20 protein-coding genes and 2 pseudogenes are annotated in these 17569 nt (G+C 63.9%); 3 read left to right on the top strand and 19 right to left on the bottom strand.

The features are described 5' to 3' along the window. Positions 1-431 precede the first annotated feature (431 nt). Complete coding sequence (locus AC5P8U_RS17610; protein WP_069138376.1) at positions 432-860, top strand: PAS domain-containing protein; 429 nt, start codon at positions 432-434, stop codon at positions 858-860. Then, entirely contained in the window at positions 857-2386 is a 1530-nt protein-coding gene (locus tag AC5P8U_RS17605) for a diflavin oxidoreductase (protein ID WP_447896945.1), read from the top strand. Before AC5P8U_RS17610 ends, AC5P8U_RS17605 begins: the two co-directional genes overlap by 4 nt. Positions 2387-2479: 93 nt before the next feature. On the opposite strand, the gene AC5P8U_RS17600 is transcribed toward AC5P8U_RS17605, so the two are convergent. From AC5P8U_RS17600 to moaA, 11 genes are all read right to left on the bottom strand, one after another. Then, complete coding sequence (locus tag AC5P8U_RS17600) at positions 2480-3148, bottom strand: sulfate/molybdate ABC transporter ATP-binding protein (protein ID WP_111008043.1); 669 nt, start codon at positions 3146-3148, stop codon at positions 2480-2482. After that, the gene (gene modB / locus AC5P8U_RS17595; RefSeq protein ID WP_065177657.1) at positions 3138-3821 is read right to left on the bottom strand and encodes a molybdate ABC transporter permease subunit; all 684 of its coding nucleotides are present in this window, start codon (positions 3819-3821) and stop codon (positions 3138-3140) included. Before modB ends, AC5P8U_RS17600 begins: the two co-directional genes overlap by 11 nt. 3 nt (positions 3822-3824) lie before the next feature. Continuing rightward, positions 3825-4568, bottom strand: a complete 744-nt coding sequence (gene modA / locus AC5P8U_RS17590; protein WP_334271369.1) for a molybdate ABC transporter substrate-binding protein — start codon at positions 4566-4568, stop codon at positions 3825-3827. Positions 4569-4591: 23 nt separating this feature from the next. After that, positions 4592-5368, bottom strand: a complete 777-nt coding sequence (locus AC5P8U_RS17585) for a helix-turn-helix domain-containing protein (protein ID WP_065196412.1) — start codon at positions 5366-5368, stop codon at positions 4592-4594. Positions 5369-5436: 68 nt separating this feature from the next. Further along, the gene (locus tag AC5P8U_RS17580; protein WP_111008040.1) at positions 5437-5802 is read right to left on the bottom strand and encodes a hypothetical protein; all 366 of its coding nucleotides are present in this window, start codon (positions 5800-5802) and stop codon (positions 5437-5439) included. Beyond that, positions 5799-6341: a molybdenum cofactor guanylyltransferase gene (mobA, locus tag AC5P8U_RS17575; protein WP_111008039.1), complete on the bottom strand. Its 543-nt coding sequence runs from the start codon at positions 6339-6341 to the stop codon at positions 5799-5801. Before mobA ends, AC5P8U_RS17580 begins: the two co-directional genes overlap by 4 nt. Positions 6342-6448: 107 nt before the next feature. Then, complete coding sequence (locus AC5P8U_RS17570; protein ID WP_111008038.1) at positions 6449-6949, bottom strand: molybdenum cofactor biosynthesis protein MoaE; 501 nt, start codon at positions 6947-6949, stop codon at positions 6449-6451. 3 nt (positions 6950-6952) lie between these two features. Further along, entirely contained in the window at positions 6953-7213 is a 261-nt protein-coding gene (locus AC5P8U_RS17565; RefSeq protein WP_111008037.1) for a MoaD/ThiS family protein, read from the bottom strand. Then, positions 7213-8466 (bottom strand): molybdopterin molybdotransferase MoeA, encoded by a 1254-nt coding sequence (locus AC5P8U_RS17560; protein ID WP_447896944.1) that lies wholly within the window; start codon positions 8464-8466, stop codon positions 7213-7215. Before AC5P8U_RS17560 ends, AC5P8U_RS17565 begins: the two co-directional genes overlap by 1 nt. Further along, positions 8466-9461, bottom strand: coding sequence for a bifunctional molybdenum cofactor biosynthesis protein MoaC/MoaB (moaCB, locus tag AC5P8U_RS17555; RefSeq protein ID WP_447896942.1), 996 nt, complete (start codon positions 9459-9461; stop codon positions 8466-8468). Before moaCB ends, AC5P8U_RS17560 begins: the two co-directional genes overlap by 1 nt. 8 nt (positions 9462-9469) lie before the next feature. Next, on the bottom strand, positions 9470-10450 hold the full coding sequence (moaA, locus tag AC5P8U_RS17550) for a GTP 3',8-cyclase MoaA (protein WP_111008034.1): 981 nt from the start codon (positions 10448-10450) through the stop codon (positions 9470-9472). Between the two features lie 566 nt (positions 10451-11016). On the opposite strand from moaA, the gene AC5P8U_RS17545 reads away from it, so the two are divergent. Beyond that, positions 11017-11391 (top strand): hypothetical protein, encoded by a 375-nt coding sequence (locus tag AC5P8U_RS17545; protein WP_111008033.1) that lies wholly within the window; start codon positions 11017-11019, stop codon positions 11389-11391. A gap of 19 nt (positions 11392-11410) precedes the next feature. On the opposite strand, the gene AC5P8U_RS17540 is transcribed toward AC5P8U_RS17545, so the two are convergent. The 8 genes and pseudogenes from AC5P8U_RS17540 to AC5P8U_RS17505 form a co-directional block, all read right to left on the bottom strand. Next, the gene (locus AC5P8U_RS17540) at positions 11411-11797 is read right to left on the bottom strand and encodes a hypothetical protein (protein WP_072167584.1); all 387 of its coding nucleotides are present in this window, start codon (positions 11795-11797) and stop codon (positions 11411-11413) included. A 244-nt stretch (positions 11798-12041) separates the two neighbouring features. Further along, positions 12042-12431 carry a hypothetical protein gene (locus tag AC5P8U_RS17535; RefSeq protein WP_447896941.1) on the bottom strand — a complete coding sequence of 130 codons (390 nt, stop codon included), beginning with the start codon at positions 12429-12431 and terminating at the stop codon, positions 12042-12044. 487 nt (positions 12432-12918) lie between these two features. Further along, positions 12919-13248, bottom strand: coding sequence for a hypothetical protein (locus AC5P8U_RS17530; RefSeq protein ID WP_111008031.1), 330 nt, complete (start codon positions 13246-13248; stop codon positions 12919-12921). 312 nt (positions 13249-13560) lie between these two features. Next, positions 13561-14001, bottom strand: a complete 441-nt coding sequence (locus tag AC5P8U_RS17525; RefSeq protein ID WP_439426946.1) for a YbbD-related protein — start codon at positions 13999-14001, stop codon at positions 13561-13563. Positions 14002-14177: 176 nt separating this feature from the next. Further along, positions 14178-14626: pseudogene (locus tag AC5P8U_RS17520) on the bottom strand (RHS repeat-associated core domain-containing protein); the annotation flags it as partial. 39 nt (positions 14627-14665) lie between these two features. Further along, positions 14666-14950, bottom strand: a complete 285-nt coding sequence (locus AC5P8U_RS17515; RefSeq protein WP_447896940.1) for a hypothetical protein — start codon at positions 14948-14950, stop codon at positions 14666-14668. 308 nt (positions 14951-15258) lie between these two features. Next, positions 15259-15844 (bottom strand): annotated as a pseudogene (locus AC5P8U_RS17510) (RHS repeat-associated core domain-containing protein); the annotation flags it as partial. Positions 15845-17352: 1508 nt separating this feature from the next. Next, on the bottom strand, positions 17353-17568 hold the full coding sequence (locus AC5P8U_RS17505; protein WP_326421582.1) for a hypothetical protein: 216 nt from the start codon (positions 17566-17568) through the stop codon (positions 17353-17355). Position 17569 lies beyond the last annotated feature (1 nt).

Raw genomic sequence — 17569 nt, 5'->3', positions numbered from 1 at the left:
TCGGATGCTTCAGGCAGACAGACGCCAGCGGCGCCCGGACGGGCGCTGATGCTGGGAAGGAAGTCGACGCAGGACGTGGGGGACGCCAGCGAGAGGCTCAGGACGACAATAGCCCTGCATGCGATCAATCAACCGTGAAGCCATGGCGATTTCTTTGTGACAACACGTCATGAGCTCAGTACACATGACATGCGCCCGCCTCCTGCCCGTGTCTCCTGCGATGGGGCCGAGCCCACGCCCGGCTGCTGGCAATCCCGCGTGCCGCCTGAGCCGGGCTGGGTTGATCTCTAAAGAGACTCACCCTGCGACACCCGGTCGCAGGCCTTCGCGCTACGCGCTTGACCAATGTCAAACCGCCCGCTGCCACGCGGGCGTATTCCTATGCAGAACCCGAACACGCCGGCGCTGCCGGCCTCTACAAGGACTCTGCGATGAGCTACTCCCCCGACAACGCCCAGCTCGTGAATGCGCTGCAGAACGTCATGGTGATCTCCACCACCGACCTGCAGGGCAACATCACCTACGCCAATGACCTGTTCTGCACGCTCACCGGCTTCGCCCGAGAGGAACTGATCGGCCAGCCGCACAGCATCGTGCGCCACCCGGACGTGCCCAAGGCGGTCTACAAGGACATGTGGGACACCATCAAGGCCGGCAAGACCTGGACCGGCATCGTGCCCAACCTCGGCAAGGGCGGCGTGCTCTACGTAGTCGACACCACCGTGCAACCGCTGTTCGACGGCGACGGCAACATCACCTCCTACATCAGCATCCGCCGCGTGGTGAACGACCTGATGCAGAACTACGACCTGGTCGAGTTCAGCAAGGAAAAGTTCGACGACTTCTACGAGGCCGCGTGAACGCCCTCCCGACCAGTACGCCCTTCAGCCGCCTGCTGGTGGGATTCGCGTCCGAGTCGGGCAATGCCCGCGCCCTGGCCCAGCGCCTGGGCGCGGGCCTGCAGCCGCACGGGCCGCAGGTGCTCCCGTTCAACGACATCGACGTGGCCAGTCTCGGCCACGGCGATGTGCTGCTGGCGATTTCCAGCTCGTTCGGCGATGGCGAACCGCCAGCCAACGGCGAACAGTTCTTCGAAACACTGCGCCAGACGCCGACGCTGGCTGGCCTGCGCTATGCGGTGTTCGGCCTTGGTGACACCGGCTACCCCAACTTCTGTGGCTTCACCAAGGCGCTGGATGCTGCGCTGAGCGAGCGCCAGGCGCAGCCGCTGCTGCATCGGGTGGACGCCGACCTGGGTTACGAGCAGTTCTTCCAGCAATGGCGGCCGGTGCTGGGCCAGGTGCTGGAGGGCGACCTCAACGCTGGCCACGACCTGCACCTGCAGGTCACCGCCTATGGCGAAGACAATGCCTTTGCCGCCCGCATTCTCGAACGTCGCCGCTTGAACAGCAGCGACCCCGCTGCCTGGCACCTGCAGCTGGACATTGCCGGCAGTGGCATGGCCTACCGCGCGGGTGACACCCTGCACGTGGTGCCGGAAAACGATCCTTCCCTGCTGCAGGCATTGGCCACCTGGTACGGCGACAGCACCGCCGTGGCCGCCCTGCACGACCGCGAGCTGCGCCTGCTGAGCAAGGGCGTACTGCGCGAACTGGCCAGGCTCAGCGGCAGCGAGGGATTGAAGCGCCTGTTGAAGGTCAACCAGAAGCGCGAGCTCGACGCCTACCTGCATGGCCTGGACCTGCTGGACGTGCTGCAGCACCACGCCACGCCGGACGGCGTGCCGCTGGCCCGGCTGCGCGAGCTGCTGTCACCGCGGCTGCCGCGCGCCTATTCCATCGCCTCGCACCCGTGCCACGACCAGCTGAGCCTGTGCGTGCGCGAAGTGCGCTACACCCTGCGCGGCCGCGAGCGCTTCGGCACTGCCACCGGCAGCCTGCTGCATGGCGGCGACCACGCCCGGGTGTACTGCCGTTCCAACCCTGGCTTCCACCTGCCCGATACCGGCCAGGCACCGCTGCTGCTGGTCGGCACCGGCACCGGCATCGCACCGTTGATGGGCCTGATGCAGGAACTGCAGGCCAATGCCTGCGAACGCGAAGTGCACTTGGTGTTCGGCGAGAAGCACCGCCAGCACGACTATCTGTACCGCGACCAGCTGCAGGACTGGCACACGCGTGGCGTTCTGGCTGGCCTGCATACCGCGTTCTCGCGCGATGGCGTCGAAAAGGTCTATGTGCAGCATGTGCTGCAGCAGCGTTCCGCCGAAGTGCGCGACGTGTTGGCCCGCGGTGGGCATCTGTACCTGTGCGGCAACAAGCGCCACCTGGAAGGCGCGGTGCGCGCGGCCATCGATGCCATCGGTGGCGAAGGGCGCTGGGACGCGCTGCGCAATGAAGGCCGCACGCACTGTGAACTGTATTGATCCGTAGATCCTGTAGAGCCGAGCCCACGCTCGGCTGCTTTTCGCAACACCGCCAACAGCAGCCGAGCATGGGCTCGGCTCTACAGATGCAGGTCAATCGCCGACGATACGCCCGTCCACCATGCGCGCCACCTGCTGGCCGAACATGGCCACGTCCTGCGGGTCGTGGCTGATCAACAACAACGGGATGCCGGTCTTGTCCAGCACCGCCTCCAACTCCTGGCGCAGGTGCTGGCGAAGGTCATGATCCAGCGCGGAGAACGGCTCATCCAACAGCAACGCCTGCGGTTGCGTCACCAGCGCCCGCGCCAGTGCGCTGCGCTGGCGCTGCCCGCCGGAAATCTGCGAGGGCAGCAGATCACCCACGGTGTCGATGCGGAATGCCTGCAACCACTGCTCCACCGCATCGAAGCGCTGGCCCACGCGCGGATTCAACCACCCCTTCTCCAGCCCGAACGCCACGTTCTGGCGCACGCTCAGGTGCGGGAACAACGCGTAATCCTGGAACACATAGCCCAGCTGGCGGTGCTGCGGCGGCAGATCCACACCGGTGGCCGCATCGAACAGGGTCTGCCCCTGCACGCGCACATGACCCTGGCCCGGCCGCAGCAGCCCGGCCACCGCCTTCAAGGTCAGGCTCTTGCCCGCGCCCGAAGGCCCGAACAACACCACCTGCCGCTGCGTGCACTGCAGCGATACGTCCAACACGAACTCCTGGCCGGCCGCCTGCAGGCGACGCTGCACCTGCAGGTCAAGCCACATCGCGCAGCTCCCGGCGACGCCCGCCCACCAGCCGCGCGGCCAGCAACAGGATCACGATGCAGACCACCGAGGTCAGGATCACCAGCGCATTGGCCTTGCCGTCCTGGCCGGCCTGTACCGCCTCGTAGATGGCGATCGACAACGTCTGCGTCCGGCCCGGAATGCTTCCGGCCACCATCAGCGTCGCGCCGAACTCGCCCATCGCGCGCGCAAACGCCAGCAGCAGGCCGGCGAGGATGCCGCGCCACGCCAGTGGCAGCGTGATGCGGAAAAACACCGCCACTTCGGACACACCCAGCGTGCGTGCGGCCTGCTCCAGCTGCCCGTCCACTTCCTCGAACGCCGCGCGTGCCGGCTTGAACACCAGCGGCAGCGAGGCCACCGCCGCAGCAATCACGGCCGCCTGCCAGGTGAACACCAGGTTGATGCCGAACCACGACTGCAGCCACGCACCGATCGGACCATTGCGACCGATCAACACCAGCAGGTAGTACCCCAGCACCGTCGGTGGCAGCACCATCGGCAGGGTCAGCAGCGAATCCAGCAGCTCGCGCCCGGGGAAGCGACGGCGGGCCAGCAACGCGCCCAGCGCCACGCCCAGCACCAGATTGATCGCGGTGGCCCAGCCGGCCACCTTCAGCGACAACCCCAGCGCGGTCCAGTCCAGATCCATGCCTCAGGGCTTGCCGAACCCGTGCTTGGCCAGAATCGCCTGGCCCTGCGGCGAACGCACGAAGGCAGCGAAGCGCCGTGCCTCTGCCGGCTGCGTACTGGCCCTGGTCACCGCCAGCGGATACGCAATGCGCCCGGACACCGGCACCGCGAACGCACGGCGCACCCGTTCGGGCATCGCCTGCGCGTCGGTGGCATAGACGAAGCCGGCATCCACTTCACCGCGCGCCACGTAATCCAGCGACTGACGCACGTTCTGCGTCGTGATGATCCTGCCCTGTACCAACGGCCACAGCCCGGCCGCTTCCAGCGCGCCCTTGGCGTAGCGGCCGACCGGCACGCTGTCCGGGTTGCCCAGTGCGATGCGCTGCACACCGGCACCGGCCAGGTCCTTCAGGGTACGCGGCGCCGCCTTGGCCTGCGGCGGCACCACCACCCACAGCGCGTTCACCGCGAACACCTCACGAGTGCCGGGCGCGAGCAGGGCCCGCTGCTGGGCCTGGTCCATGGTGGTTTCGTCGGCCGAGGCGAACACATCCACCGGCGCGCCACGGCCGATCTGCTGCAGCAGCACGCCGGACGCGGCGAAGTTGAAATCGACCTTGGTTCCCTGATGCGCCATTTCGTAGGCCGCGCCCAGTTCACGGAAGCTCTCGGTCAGGCTCGATGCCGCCGAAACGGTCAGCGTGGCCGCCCAGGCCGGCACCGTGGCCAGCAGTCCCAGCAACAACAGCCCCGCTCGCATCATGGGTCGGCCCCTCGCTTGCCTGATCAGTCCAGTCCGGATTCCCGGGCCACGGCCAACGCCGCCAGCCGTTCGGGTTGCAGCAACAGCATCTCACGTTGGTTCACCGCAATCACACCCTCGTCGCTCAGCCGGCGCAGCACCCGGCTCACCGTCTCCGGCGCCATCCGCAGGTAGTTGGCGATCTCGGTACGGGCCATGCTCAGGTTGAAACGGGTGGCAGAGAAACCGCGCCGGGCATAGCGCTCGGAAAGATCCAGCAGGAACGCTGCCATGCGCTCCTCGGTGCGATGGTTGGCCGCCAGCGTGGCGACCTTGCCGATCTCGGCGCTGAGCAGGCTGAACAGCCGCGCCTGCAACCCCGGCATGCGCGTGGCCAGCAGGCTCAATCGCGGAAACGAGATCCGGCACAGGTAGACCGTATCCAGTGCCACCGCATTGCAGGGGAAGCGCGCGCCATGGATGGCGTTGAGCCCGATCACCTCGCCGGGCAGGCTGAACCCCAGTACCTGCTCGTTGCCCTGGCTGTCATCGACGAAGGTCTTGACCATGCCGGCGCGGACCGCTGCGATCGAGTCGAACGGATCGCCTGCACGGAAGAGATAGTCGCCAGCCTGGAACGGACCGACGTGGTCGACCAGCACATGCAACTCGCCCAGCGCAGCCTTGTCGTAGCCCTGCGACATGCAGGCGTCGGAGAACGCACAGGTACTGCAGAAGTGCAGCGCGTCGCCGTCATCGGCCGCTGCCGGATTGGGCGTGGCCGGTCGGGACGCAGAGGGTGCGGAGGGGTTCAGGGGCATTGCAGCAACGCAGGAACGAAGGCGCCCATCATACGACAGCGTGCCAGCCGGCCCTGCGCATCATGCGCCTACTCCGGCGCAGGTTCAGCGCGTCGCTGCGGGCCACGCTGCCGCATGCTGTCGCGCACGTCCACATCGAACTGCAGCTGCAACATGCTGTCGTCATCCAGCGCGATACCGAAGCCCAAGCCATCCCGGCAGGGCAGCCTGCCCGCCAGCGACTCAACGGCCTGGCGCGGCAGTACCAACCGGCAGAATGTCCCGCCATCGAGCAGCACTGCCTGATCGCCGGCATGCAGCGACAGCGCTACGCCCCAGCCGCCGCTGCCGCCGAAGCGGGTCAGGTTCTCGAGTGACTCGCCGGCCAGCAAGCGTGCCAGCTCTTCCTCATCCACGCGCAGGCGCATCGATTGCTGTTGCAGCTGGACCTTCATGCTGTGATGGACTCCCACTCTGATGGCGTATTGCAGTTGAGCAGCAACGCCTGATCCTCGGGTGCCAATGGCAACCGGGTCACTCCCAGGCATTCCTGCAGGGCGCGCAGTGAACGTCGCGCCATCGGATCATCAATCAAGTCCCCCAGCACGCGGCGGCAATGATCATCGATCTGCAACCGCATCGGCAACGGTTCATCGTCGAATACCGTGCAGGCGCGCCCTTGATCGGCCTGCAGACGTTGCAACAGCGCGGGCGTCATCCGCGGCGTATCGACCGGCACCACCCAGACCGGCCCGTCGGGCCTCTGCAACGCCACGCTGTAGAGGCCGCCCAGCGGGCCGCAGCGTGCGACCTGATCCGGGATTCCGCCAAACGCCGGGTAGTTGCCGCTGACCCATACCTCGCGCGCGCCCGCCTGCTTCAACAGGCCGCGCATGTGTTCCAGCAATGTGCGGCCCTGCCAGGGCAGCAGTGCCTTGTCGCGGCCCATGCGGGCGGACAGGCCACCGGCCAGCACGATGCCGTTGATCCTCATCGCAGTAGAGCCACGCCATGCGTGGCTGCGTCGGCCGGATTCATCGGGAGAGCCTCATCCACGCACGGCGTGGATCTACTGGACCCGACGCCCCCCGAAGGGCGCGGTCAATGCCCGTGGTCATGGGTGTGGTCATCGGCATGTGCGGATGAGCTGTCCGCATGGCACAGGCTGCAACCTTCGCTCCACTGGCTGTCGCCGTCCTCGTAATGCTCCTGCTTCCAGATCGGGCACTGGTGCTTCACCACCTCGATCAACTGCCGGCAGGCGCGGAACGCCTCGTCACGGTGCGGGCTGCCGACGGCCACCACCACCGCCACATCGCCGATGCCGAGCCGGCCCTTGGCATGGGCCACATACAGCTTCAGCTTCGGCCCGAACGTCGCTTCGACCTCGGCGGCCAGGCGCTTGAACTCGTTCAGCACCAGCGGTTCGAACAGATCGTAGGTGATCCCGGTCACCCGCCGGCCCACATTGACGTCGCGCACCTTGCCGATGAACACATCGATGCCGCCGAAGCCCGGATCGGAGACCGCGGCGATGCCCTCGGCCGGATCGATCGCCGCCTGCGCGCGGTCCACGACCTTGGCGATGATCTTCTCGCTCATCGGTCAGCCTCCACTTACCGGTGGCAGGATCGCCACCCGGCCATCGTCCGGCAGCGCGTCGTGGTCGCGCAGCACCTGTTGCTGGTCGGCGAATGCCGAATAATCCAGCAGGCCGGCACGGAATCCCGGCCAACGCACCGGCAGCAGCTCGCGCAGCGCCTGGCGCAGATCGGCCACGGTGCTGCCAGCCACCTCCACCGCGATCTCGCGGCTGGCATCCAGATCGGAAAACGCACCGAACAACTGCAGATTCACCTGTTTCATCACGGCTCCTGGCTCGCCAGCTGCACCGGGTCCTGATGACCCCAGCCCTGCACACGCACCGGCGTGCCGGCAGGGGCCAGACCGCCCTCGCCTTCCAGCACCACCCAGGCGTTGGCCTGCAGCATGGACATCAAACGGAACGACTCCTGCCCGGCCAGCACGCGCGCACTCAGGCGACCCTGCGCGTCCACTTCCACCCGCGCCCGCGCGTGGAAGCGCAGGCCCGGCGGCGTGCGCACGTCGGCCTGCAGCGGCAGCGTCAGCACCGGCTCCGGTGCCAGCCCCAGCAGGCGGCGCAGCACCGGCTCGACGAAGAAGCGCTGGCCCACGGCAGCGGAGACCGGGTTGCCCGGCAGGCCGAAATACAGCACGCCATTGGGCAGCACCGCAAACAGCAACGGCTTGCCGGGGCGGATCGCTACCTTGTGGAACACGATGCGCGCACCCCGTCCACGCAGCGCGTCGGGAACGAAATCGTACCGGCCGGCCGACACCGCGCCGGTGCTGATCAACAGCTGCGCACCCGCATCCAGCGCTGCATCCAGCACCGCATTGAACGCGGCCACGTCGTCGCCCACCGTGCCCTGCCAGACCACCTCGGCACCGGCGGCCTGCAGGCGGCCAACCAGGTACGGCCGGTTGCTGTCACGAATCTGCCCGGACGCCAGCGTCTGCGCCGCCTCGGTCACCAGCTCCTTGCCGGTGGCGATCACTGCGGCCCTTGGCCTTGCCACCACCGCCACCTCGCCCACGCCGATCGCATGCAGCAGGGTGCGCGCGTTGATATCCAGCACCTGCCCGGCCTGCAGCACGCGCTCGCCGTCGCTTACATCCTCGCCACGCAGGCGCACGTTCTGGCCCGGCTTCACCAATGCCTTCAGGGCAATGCGGGTCGGGCGGCCGTCCTCGCTGGCGAGGATCTCCACATTCTCGACCGGCACCACCGTGTCCAGCCCGACCGGCATGCGCGCGCCGGTCATGATTTCCCAGGCACCCTCGCCGCCTTCGGCACCGGCATCGCCGGCCGCCTGCCAGCCCTGCACCCCGAATTCGGTACCAGCTTCGAATGCCACGCCGTTGGCGCGCAGCGCGAAGCCGTCCATTGCCGAATTGTCGAACGGCGGCAACGACTGCCCGCTGTGGATGTCACCGGCCAGAGTGCGGCCGCCGGCCTCATTCAGCGGCAGATGTTCGGCCGGCAGCGGCATGGCCGCGTCCAGCAGGTGCTGCAAGGCTTCGCTATAGGCAATCATCAGTGGCCACCACCCTCGACCATTGCCAGTGCGTGGCCCAGTACCGGCGCCAGGATGTCCAGGCACTGCGCCGCCGCCTTCGGGCTGCCCGGCAATGCAAACACCAGCATGTTGCCCAGCTGCACCACCTCGGCGCGGCTCAGCCAGGCCATCGGCGTGTGCTGTGCGCTGAGTGCCCGCACCATCTGCGCCAGGCCATGCACCGGCCGCGCATTCAACGAACGCAGCGCCTCCGGGGTCAGGTCACGCGGGCCCAGCCCGGTACCACCGGTACACAGGCACAGGCGCACGCCCTCGGCGGCCAAGGCCTGCAGGCGGCCCGCCAACGGCTCGATGCCATCGGGCAGTACCTCGGCGGCTACCACCTCGCCCCCCAGCTTCTTCAGCCCGGCCACCAGGGTCGGGCCGGAGACATCCCCATAGGTGCCTTCGCTGGCGCGATCACTCAGCGTGATCACCGCGCAGGCCGCATCCTCCAACCCCTTAGGTGCACGCGGCTTGAAACGCGCGCGCTCGGCCTCGTCCATGCCATCCGGGTGCAGCCAGACCCCGCGCTTGCCGCCTTCCTTGAACAGCAGGCGGATGCCCTCGATGCTAAGTGCCGGCTCCACCGGCTTGCTCAGGTCGTACAGGGTCAGCAGCGCCGCGTTGACGCCGGCCAGTGCCTCCATCTCCACGCCGGTGCGGGCCTCGCTGGCGCACTCGCACCACACGCGGATCGCCTGCCGCTCCGGCACCGCCGCGCAGAACACCTGCACCAGTTCCAGCGGCAGCGGATGGCACAGCGGCATCAGCATCGACGCCATCTTGGCGCCCTGCAGGCCGGCAATCTCGGCCATCACCAGCGCATCGCCCTTGGGCAGGCGGCGCTCGACGATCAGTGGATACGCCACCGGACCGGCATGCAGCTCGCCCACTGCCACCGCACGGCGGCGGGTGATGCGCTTGTCGCGGACATCGGCCATATGGAAGGCCGCATTCAATTCCCCACTCATCGTGTTGCTCATCCTCCGATGGAGGCCAGGTGCGGGGTCAGCCCGGTCTGGCCCTGGTGCAGTCCATGCCCGGCCGCTTTCAGGCCAAGCTGGGTGGTGATGCGTGCCAGCAGCGCGTCGTGGTCCTCATCGCGCTGCAGCAGCGGTCGCAGCGGCACGCCGAACTCGCCGAACAGGCACAGCCGCAGGTCGCCCTTGGCGGTCACCCGCAGGCGGTTGCAGCCCTTGCAGAAGTCACGCGAATACGGGGCGATGATGCCGATGCTGCCGCGATGGTCAGGGTGGCTGAACTCACGGGCCGGGCCAGCATCGGCGGCGCGCGGGCGCTCGTGCCAGCCAGCGGCCAGCAGCTGCTCGATCACCCGATCGGCGCGCAGGTGGTGGCGCTGGAAATAGGCTTCGTTGTCGCCGGTGCGCATCAGTTCGATGAAGCGCACGCTGAAGGGGCGGTCACGCAGGTAGTCCATCCACTGCGGCAGCTCGTCGTCGTTCAGGCCACGCAGCAGCACCGCGTTGAGCTTGATCGCCGGCAGGCCCAACGCCTGCGCCAGCGCCAGGCCCTGCTGGATCTCCGGCAGGCGGTCGTGCCCGGTGATGGTGTGGAAACGCTCGCGTTGCAGGCTGTCCATGCTCACGTTCAGCGCGGTCAGGCCGGCCCGGTGCCAGCCCGGCAGGCGCCGCGGCAGCAGCGTGCCATTGGTGGTGATGGCCACCTTGCGGATTCCCGGCACCGCCGCCACGGTGGCGATGATCTCGTCCAGATCCCTGCGCAGGCTGGGCTCGCCGCCGGTCAGGCGGATCTTGCTCATGCCCAGCGCCGCAAAGGCCCGCACCAGGCGGCCGATCTCCTCCACCTGCAGGAAACGCGGGCGGCCGTCGGCCTGGTACCCGTCGGGCAGGCAGTAGCTGCACCGGAAGTTGCAGGCTTCGGTGAGCGACAAGCGCAGGTACGGAAAGCTGCGTCCGAAGCTGTCGGTGAGTTGGCTCATGGCTGTTCCGCCTCCTGGTACCACCCTGCAGCCCTGCCCCTGAACGGGTTGTCGACCCCAGCCCGCAGAGTGCGCTGGGGCGTTGAAAGCGTCAACCCGTGAGCCACGCAGCCTGAATTGGCACCGCCTGTCGTGATAGGCCCTCCTCGCCCGTCCCGTTCGCCGTGACAACCTCGACACCTGTCGCAGATTGCACGTTGCAGGCGGATCACTACGCCAGCCAGCACCGGCGGGGCTTAACAGCGTAGGACAATGTCAAAAGCGTCTCCAATCGAGTGATGTTTACAACTCTTCTGATTGGCATTGCACAGCGCCAAGGGCTCAGATGGCGTGCCACCGGAAATAGGTGGCCGGGCTTCGAACACCCGAGTTGATGTTGATGTATGCGCTTGCCAGCCGGCGCCACCTTAGCGTGGCGCCGGCTGGCAATCCGTCTGCCGGCTATGGCGGGCGGTGCGTGGGGGCCTTCGGGCCCGCCGGACTGACATCAACCCGGTGTTCGAACCACGTACCGCCCGCCACTTTTATGGGTGGCGGCTACCGATTGCCCTGCACGGAGCCTTGCCATGAACGAATCGGACTTCCCGCATCTGCACGCCTACCGCAACACCGCCGGCGACGACGGTGCGCCACAGGCTGCGCCAACAGTGGACAGGAACACCTTCATTGCCAACCTCCGCCGCATCGGCTCCGGTGCTGCGGCCGACGGGCAACCCTGGCCGGAGCGTCACCAGCTGCCCGGGCGCTGCCTGGCCCTGGCCGACGCCGATTGCGCGTTGAGCGGGTTGCGGGTGGTGCTGGAAATGCTGCTGGCGGCCGAACGCACCCGTCAGAACGGCGAACCCGGGCAGTACGTGGGCGACCGGGTGATGGAGGGGTTGGTCATGGCCTGCCAGTCGTTGTGCGCCCACGCGGTGGGGCGGTTACAGCCCGAAGGGTGAATGTCATGTGCAACGGACTTCAACGAGAACCGCCTTCCACCCGACATGCCAGCGGCGTAGCGCCCTTCGCCGAGGGAATCGCGAGTGCATTCCAGCGCTCGGCCAAGGTGCGTTCGACGCGGACAGAAAATGACCGTGCCTCGGCGGGCATCTTCCCTTCAGAGAAGCCGATAGCTATCTCGAAGCGATCCAATCCGAGGTTCCCCGCCTCCAGTCCCGAGCCATCTTCCCGCTTCACTCCGACGTAGACGACAGGGCGCTTCACGTCCACCTTTGCCCTGGCAAGCTGGCGATCCAATTCAGCGCTGCCATCGAAGTACTGCATTCCTTCGTCCTTGGCGATAGAGCTGAGGGTCTGCTTGAACCGATTCACGCCCTCTTGGTCATGCACGCAGAACTGGATCATCTTGAAGGGCCGCTTTCCTACAGCCCATGCGCCGCCAGAGAATCCAAGTCCGACTCCAATCAGAAGTAGTGCTGTCAGGATCCTCACCATCATCAAGGCCCCAGTTTGCAGAGTGTGGCGGACAACGTCGCCGCAGGGCCAAAAATCATGACCCCAAACACATCTCCGCTCGGTCTTCTCAGGCCGCTTCCCTTGGATGAGGGAGACCTTGTCGGGGGTGAGGAATCTTGGCACGGAATGTCCTTCAGGGCACTGCACCCGCCATCGGCAGATGCTCGATCCGCCATGTCCTGGCGTAGATGAGAATGACGCTTCCGGTCGAGGTGGTCTCGATACGGAAACACTTCAGGCCGGACAACGGATAGCCGACCGCCTTCCAACGATCAAGAAGATGAGCAAGCCCCGGCTCGTCGTCCTCGACCCTGGCGAACTCTATTCCCTCCTCCCCCAGTACGCCGAAGTTCATGAGCGCCGAGCACCCGTAGGCTTCCGAGAAGCAGACGCTTGCCTGCCGGCCGTCCGGCCAGCGCACGTGGACCCTTACCTCGTCGCATACGCCAGGTTTGCTCCTATCAATGTTGATGGCCAGCATCGTGGCGTCACACCATTCGAGCAAGTTGAAATCTTCATTCATCCACTGGAATCCGTCAGATGCATACCACGGAGGTGCGACCCCGGTCGCCCCTTCCTCTCTCTCACCGCTCCTGAAGCTCCCCAAGATTGAGATCCCGGGCCTAGGACCGCCGACTACTGAGCTGCACCGGCTTGGATGCGAACCTCCGGCCATCCCTGCATTCAACGGCGAATTGGTAGCTCTGGGGTTCCGGCCCTGCAACGACCATCATGGGGACCGAGAATGTGCTTCCAACCGGTTTCGACGAAACTACACCTTCGCCCTCCCCGAGCATGCTCAGCTCACAATCGAGAGCGCGAACGTCACCCTGACCTGGCGGCACGCTTCCCGAGACGCGCACGATCATATCGCCACCCAATGTTGCACAGCCGGCCAGAACCAGACCGGCAACGACAGCTGCGGCACACCTCACCTTTGGCATCCCCGAATCCTCAGTACGCACTGCGACGTCTCACGCCGATAGCCATTCAGGGACGCATCAATCTCATCAATAGATACCCGCCATGATACGAATATAGTCGTCGAGCGAATCCACCCGCCGATCGACTGCAATACCACGTTCTTTTGCGAGCGATTGAAGCTCGAATATCAACACCCCATACCCCGAGTCCCAACCATGAGCTTCACCAGGCGACAGTTCCTTCGAAAATCGATCTCCAGGACGGAGCTTCCCGGAGGGCAAACGAAGCTCGTCTGCAACATGCTCCAGCAGCTCCACTACGGTTTCCTGTTCCAGGCCACTCTCCGCATAGTATCGGTCATAGAAGCCAGTTGGCGACAGCGCCTCTCTTTCTCTCAGGCTTTCCTTCATTTCCATTCGCCTCTATCCACCGCCTGCGCTGCAGCCACAATAGAGCATGGAGCCGATATCCCATAGGTCCTCCCGCACAGTCGTCACCGCGGCCCAGCAATCTTCCTGCCGAACGCCAGGGTGCTTAAAGCTTGCCGGACCATCCGATCTTCTTACACGGCCCTCCCATTCGTGAACACGGACCAGTGGCAAGGTCGATTTGGCACATACCCGAACCCACACGACGCTCGGCCGGAAAGTGCCGAATCAGGCACCGGGAAAGGAGACCGCCACGTGCCACTCACGCATCTCGCTTACTGGGTGAGACCGCCCAGCCAACTATAATTTTATTCCGCTGTAAACAAGGCCCAGCTCTTCATCGCGCATGACCCAGCGGCCAACATTTCCCTCCGGACACAGATAGAACTTGCCGCCATAGCTTGACGCTCGCGACCACGCGTTGCGGGCAAACTGAGGAAATCTCCGCATGACTCGCGCGTCGGACATCTCCGGCCTGCTCACCAGCCTACATTCTTCGGGCAAAGCAAGAGCCCCGCTGGTCAGGCGGAAAACCAGCCACGACTCATTTGTGTCCATGTCGTGCGACTCGCGTATGTTGACTGCGTCCTCAGGCAACCATGAAGGCAACCATTTCGATTCACCGATTGCTTGCCTTGAGACGGCTTGATTGCGGTCTGCATACTCTGTGCTGGCAACTTCCATGCAACCACAAAGTGCGATTGACAGCGTCACGATTGGGAGCAGCTTGGGAGCGTACATCTGAGGCATCCGAGTCATCAGCAAGGGAAGTTTCCACCGGGGTCGATAGCTCCCGCACATCTGCGAGCAACTCCCCGTACGGCTCATTTGCCCAGATGATCGTCCGAGGCGGATTGCCAGCTGATCCGCAGCGGAGTCAGCGGTGGAGTCGCCCTTGGTGTTTTGATCGAACCACTATAGTTGTAAAACAACCCGCTCGCATCCGTGGCTGCTGGCCCGGGAAGCGCAACGCCAGTTCGAACGCCACACCATCGCCATCCGGATCGGCACTCGGAATCTGGCTGCCGAACACCTCGCTCTTGTTGCTCCACTCCCAGATCGCGACATCACGCGCTGGATCGATCACCACGCGCGGCGTGCCCAGATGATCCGGCACGCCGGTAGCCGGCACATTGATCAGCGCCACCGGGTAGTTGTCCAGCCAGATGGCCTGCTGCTCCGCCTGGCCGGTGCCCGAGTAGTTGCCCAGCCACTGCCCTGCTTCGTCGTACAGGGTGATCTGCGCTACGCCACAACCCGAGGTAGGCAGCACGCGCACGCCGCGATGGTTGTAACCGTAGCCCTCAACTGTGGCGTCACCCAACTTCACCGAGCTCATGCGGTTGGCATCGTTGCAGGTGAAAGAGAAGCCCCGCGTGAGCGGGGCTTCGGATATGCAGCTCACTTAAATTCCTCCTGCACCAAGAAACAGGAGCATCAGCAGAATAAATAATTGCAGCGCCGCAACGATGATGGCTAACCATTTCGGAATCCTGCTCGCGAACAAAAACATGATCACGTTAAGCCCTACAAACATAGCCGGTATTGCAACGTAAAATGTCGCGCCTCCAAGATACGGATATGGGAAGCCTCTCACAGCACCCGGGTAGCCAGGAGCATCTCGTCCTGCGACAGCAATGAATCCCAAAATAGATTTTACGAACCATACGAGCAGAAACAGAGCGAACACCAATCGGCGCCTTGAGCCCTTCTTTAGCACATTATTCATGGCCCCAAAGACCTCGCAGCGCGGGAACCGAGATACTCAAAAATCATCGACCCCATAAGCTGATTCATGATCGGATTCGGCCCGATAACAGCTCCAACGATATGCGCACCCACCACACCGCTCCTCTGTTGAATTGAAATAGTGACCGATCCGCCAAATTGGTGACCTGGCAAAGCCACATTCTTGATGGTTCTCCCGCAAGGATCAACGGTCTGATTGATCGGATTTCCTTTTATCAGACCTGGCAGCACAAGGTAGCGGCTTCCGTCTTGCTGGCCCGGGAAGCGCAACGCCAGTTCGAACGCCACACCATCACCATCCGGATCGGCACTCGGAATCTGGTTGCCGAATACCTCGCTCTTGTTGCTCCACTCCCAGATCGCGACATTCCGCATCGGGTCAATCACCACGCGCGGCGTGCCCAGATGATCCGGCTGCACGTAGGTCAGTTCGGGCACACCGGTGCCCGGCACATTGATCAACGCCACTAGGTAGTTGTCTAGCCAGATGGCCTGCTGCTCCGCCAGGCCGGTGGCCGAGTAGCTGCCCAGCCACCGCCCTGCTTCGTCATACAGGGTGATCTGCGCTACGCCACCGGCCCGGGTACGCAGCACGCGCTCGCCGCGATGGTTGTAACCGTAGCTTTCCAGCACGGCATCACCCTGCCTCACCGCGTTCATGCGGTTCGCATCGTTGTAGATGAACGTCTTGCTACCGAAGCTGGAGTGTTGCCCGCTGCGTCATGGCTGCTACCTCGCCATCCACCGCAGCCAGGCGATGGCTGGTTGGGGGATAGGTGTAGCTGGCGGTGCCTGCCGAAGTGGTCAGCGGGGTGCGATTACCGGTGGAGTCATAATTCTCAAGCCCCCTCTTCGAAGAGGGGGTTGAAAAGGCACGCTACTCTTGTGATCCACCATCCAGATGCTGCTTCCTCCTCAAGGCAACGAGATAGAAGGCTGTCGCAGCCAGGAACGCGCCACACACATCCCAGATTCGGTCAAAACCACAGCATCAAAGCCGAAAGTGCGAGCCAAATCACAGAGAATGTAAGAAGCCACCTGCGTGTCAGTTTCATAGGGCTCACTGCAGAGCTTGAATTCCAGCCATAGCGCAGACGATAGCAGCTCCAACCTAATAGCTCGCCAGCGCTCCTCCCCCCACTGTTGCAACACCGGCAACAAAGGGCACTTCAACAAACAACGTCAGAACGGACGCACCAGACACCGGCAAAGTCAACCATGTCGGAGGTTGGACGTAGGACATGCATGACTTGAAGTACTTGCCACAGGTCTTTTTATGAATGGGCGCATCAGAATCATTATCGTCTTCGCACAATCTCAGAGAGACGGACTGTGAAATCGGATCCCCACCAACGTGCGCAAAGCTTGAAATCGAATGAGCGCAACTTCGCCCTAGCTGACCTATTGCGCAGGCGCGCTGGCCCATGCGTGAGCATCAGGGGCAACGCCGACATCAAGGGCTGTCCATACTGACGGAAACAGAGCCGTTTTCGCTAAGCCAGACGTTCACGTAGGTATCTGGGGGAGGTATCCGATTGATCGACGCCCCTGCAGGAAGGATCTCCCAGCTGGTGATCGAGCCGCAAACTGTTTTATGGATCAACCTGCGACTGTCCAACCCCCGTCTGGCCAGTTCGGTAACAACCGCTTCGGGAGGCTGGCGATCAAAGCCTTTGAAGGCAGTGCAAGTCTTTCCAGTCTGACCCATGGGGTACGTTGAACTCTCAGCATCATCCCGGCACCCCAGCTGGCCCAGAACGAGCGAGAAGATGGCCAGTATCCGAATGCATCGCATTGCCTGTTGCTCCTTCCTTTACTGCCCTGCTGTAGGCCTTGTCTACTGCGGCGCCTCCGAGTCCTCCATCGCGCAGCCGAGTTGCGCAGATCATCCACTCTTGATATGCGCGACACTCAAGCTCATTAGCCAGCTGCCGATGCTCGATCCCGCCATACCCAGTCCTATGGGAATGCGCTTGCACCTTTAGGCCTACCCACGCAGGCATTAGGAACCCTCTTTTCCAATAACGCCTTATGGTTTTGCTTCGGCGTCCTTTTTCAAACACCGCAGATCAAACGCTCTCATGCTATGCCACGGACCTTCCTGGAGGGCTGAGGAGCTCCATGTTTCATGTTTCATGTCTCACACATTAAGAATCCGGCGGATCACCGGAGAGTCGATCAGCAGGTTCTCGCTGAGCGCTCTCGCAAGATCCTGCAATCGAACAGATAACCATTCACACCTGACACCGGATCAAGACGAATTCCAGCTAGCTGTAAATCGTGAAAGTGATACCCATACAATCTGCCGCAACCATACGTCGCGCGTGAGCCTCCAGGCGGAGCTTACCGATTGGCTTTCACTCCTTTAATAATAATTGCCATAAACATGCCGCAGATCAGGAGCGCCCCCAGCGCCATTGGCAACATTACAAAATAATCGCCCCTCTCAAGGTGGCCAATCGCATACGCCTTCAATACAAGATAGGACGAGGACCTCAAGAAGATTAGTGCAAAGAACAACAAACCAAGCCAATTAAATATTTTCTTGCGCATATGCATA

Source organism: Stenotrophomonas sp. YJH_SMC_81 (assembly GCF_059370875.1).
The sequence above is the reverse complement of the archived record's forward strand: the minus strand, read 5'-3'. Positions and strand labels throughout refer to the sequence as shown.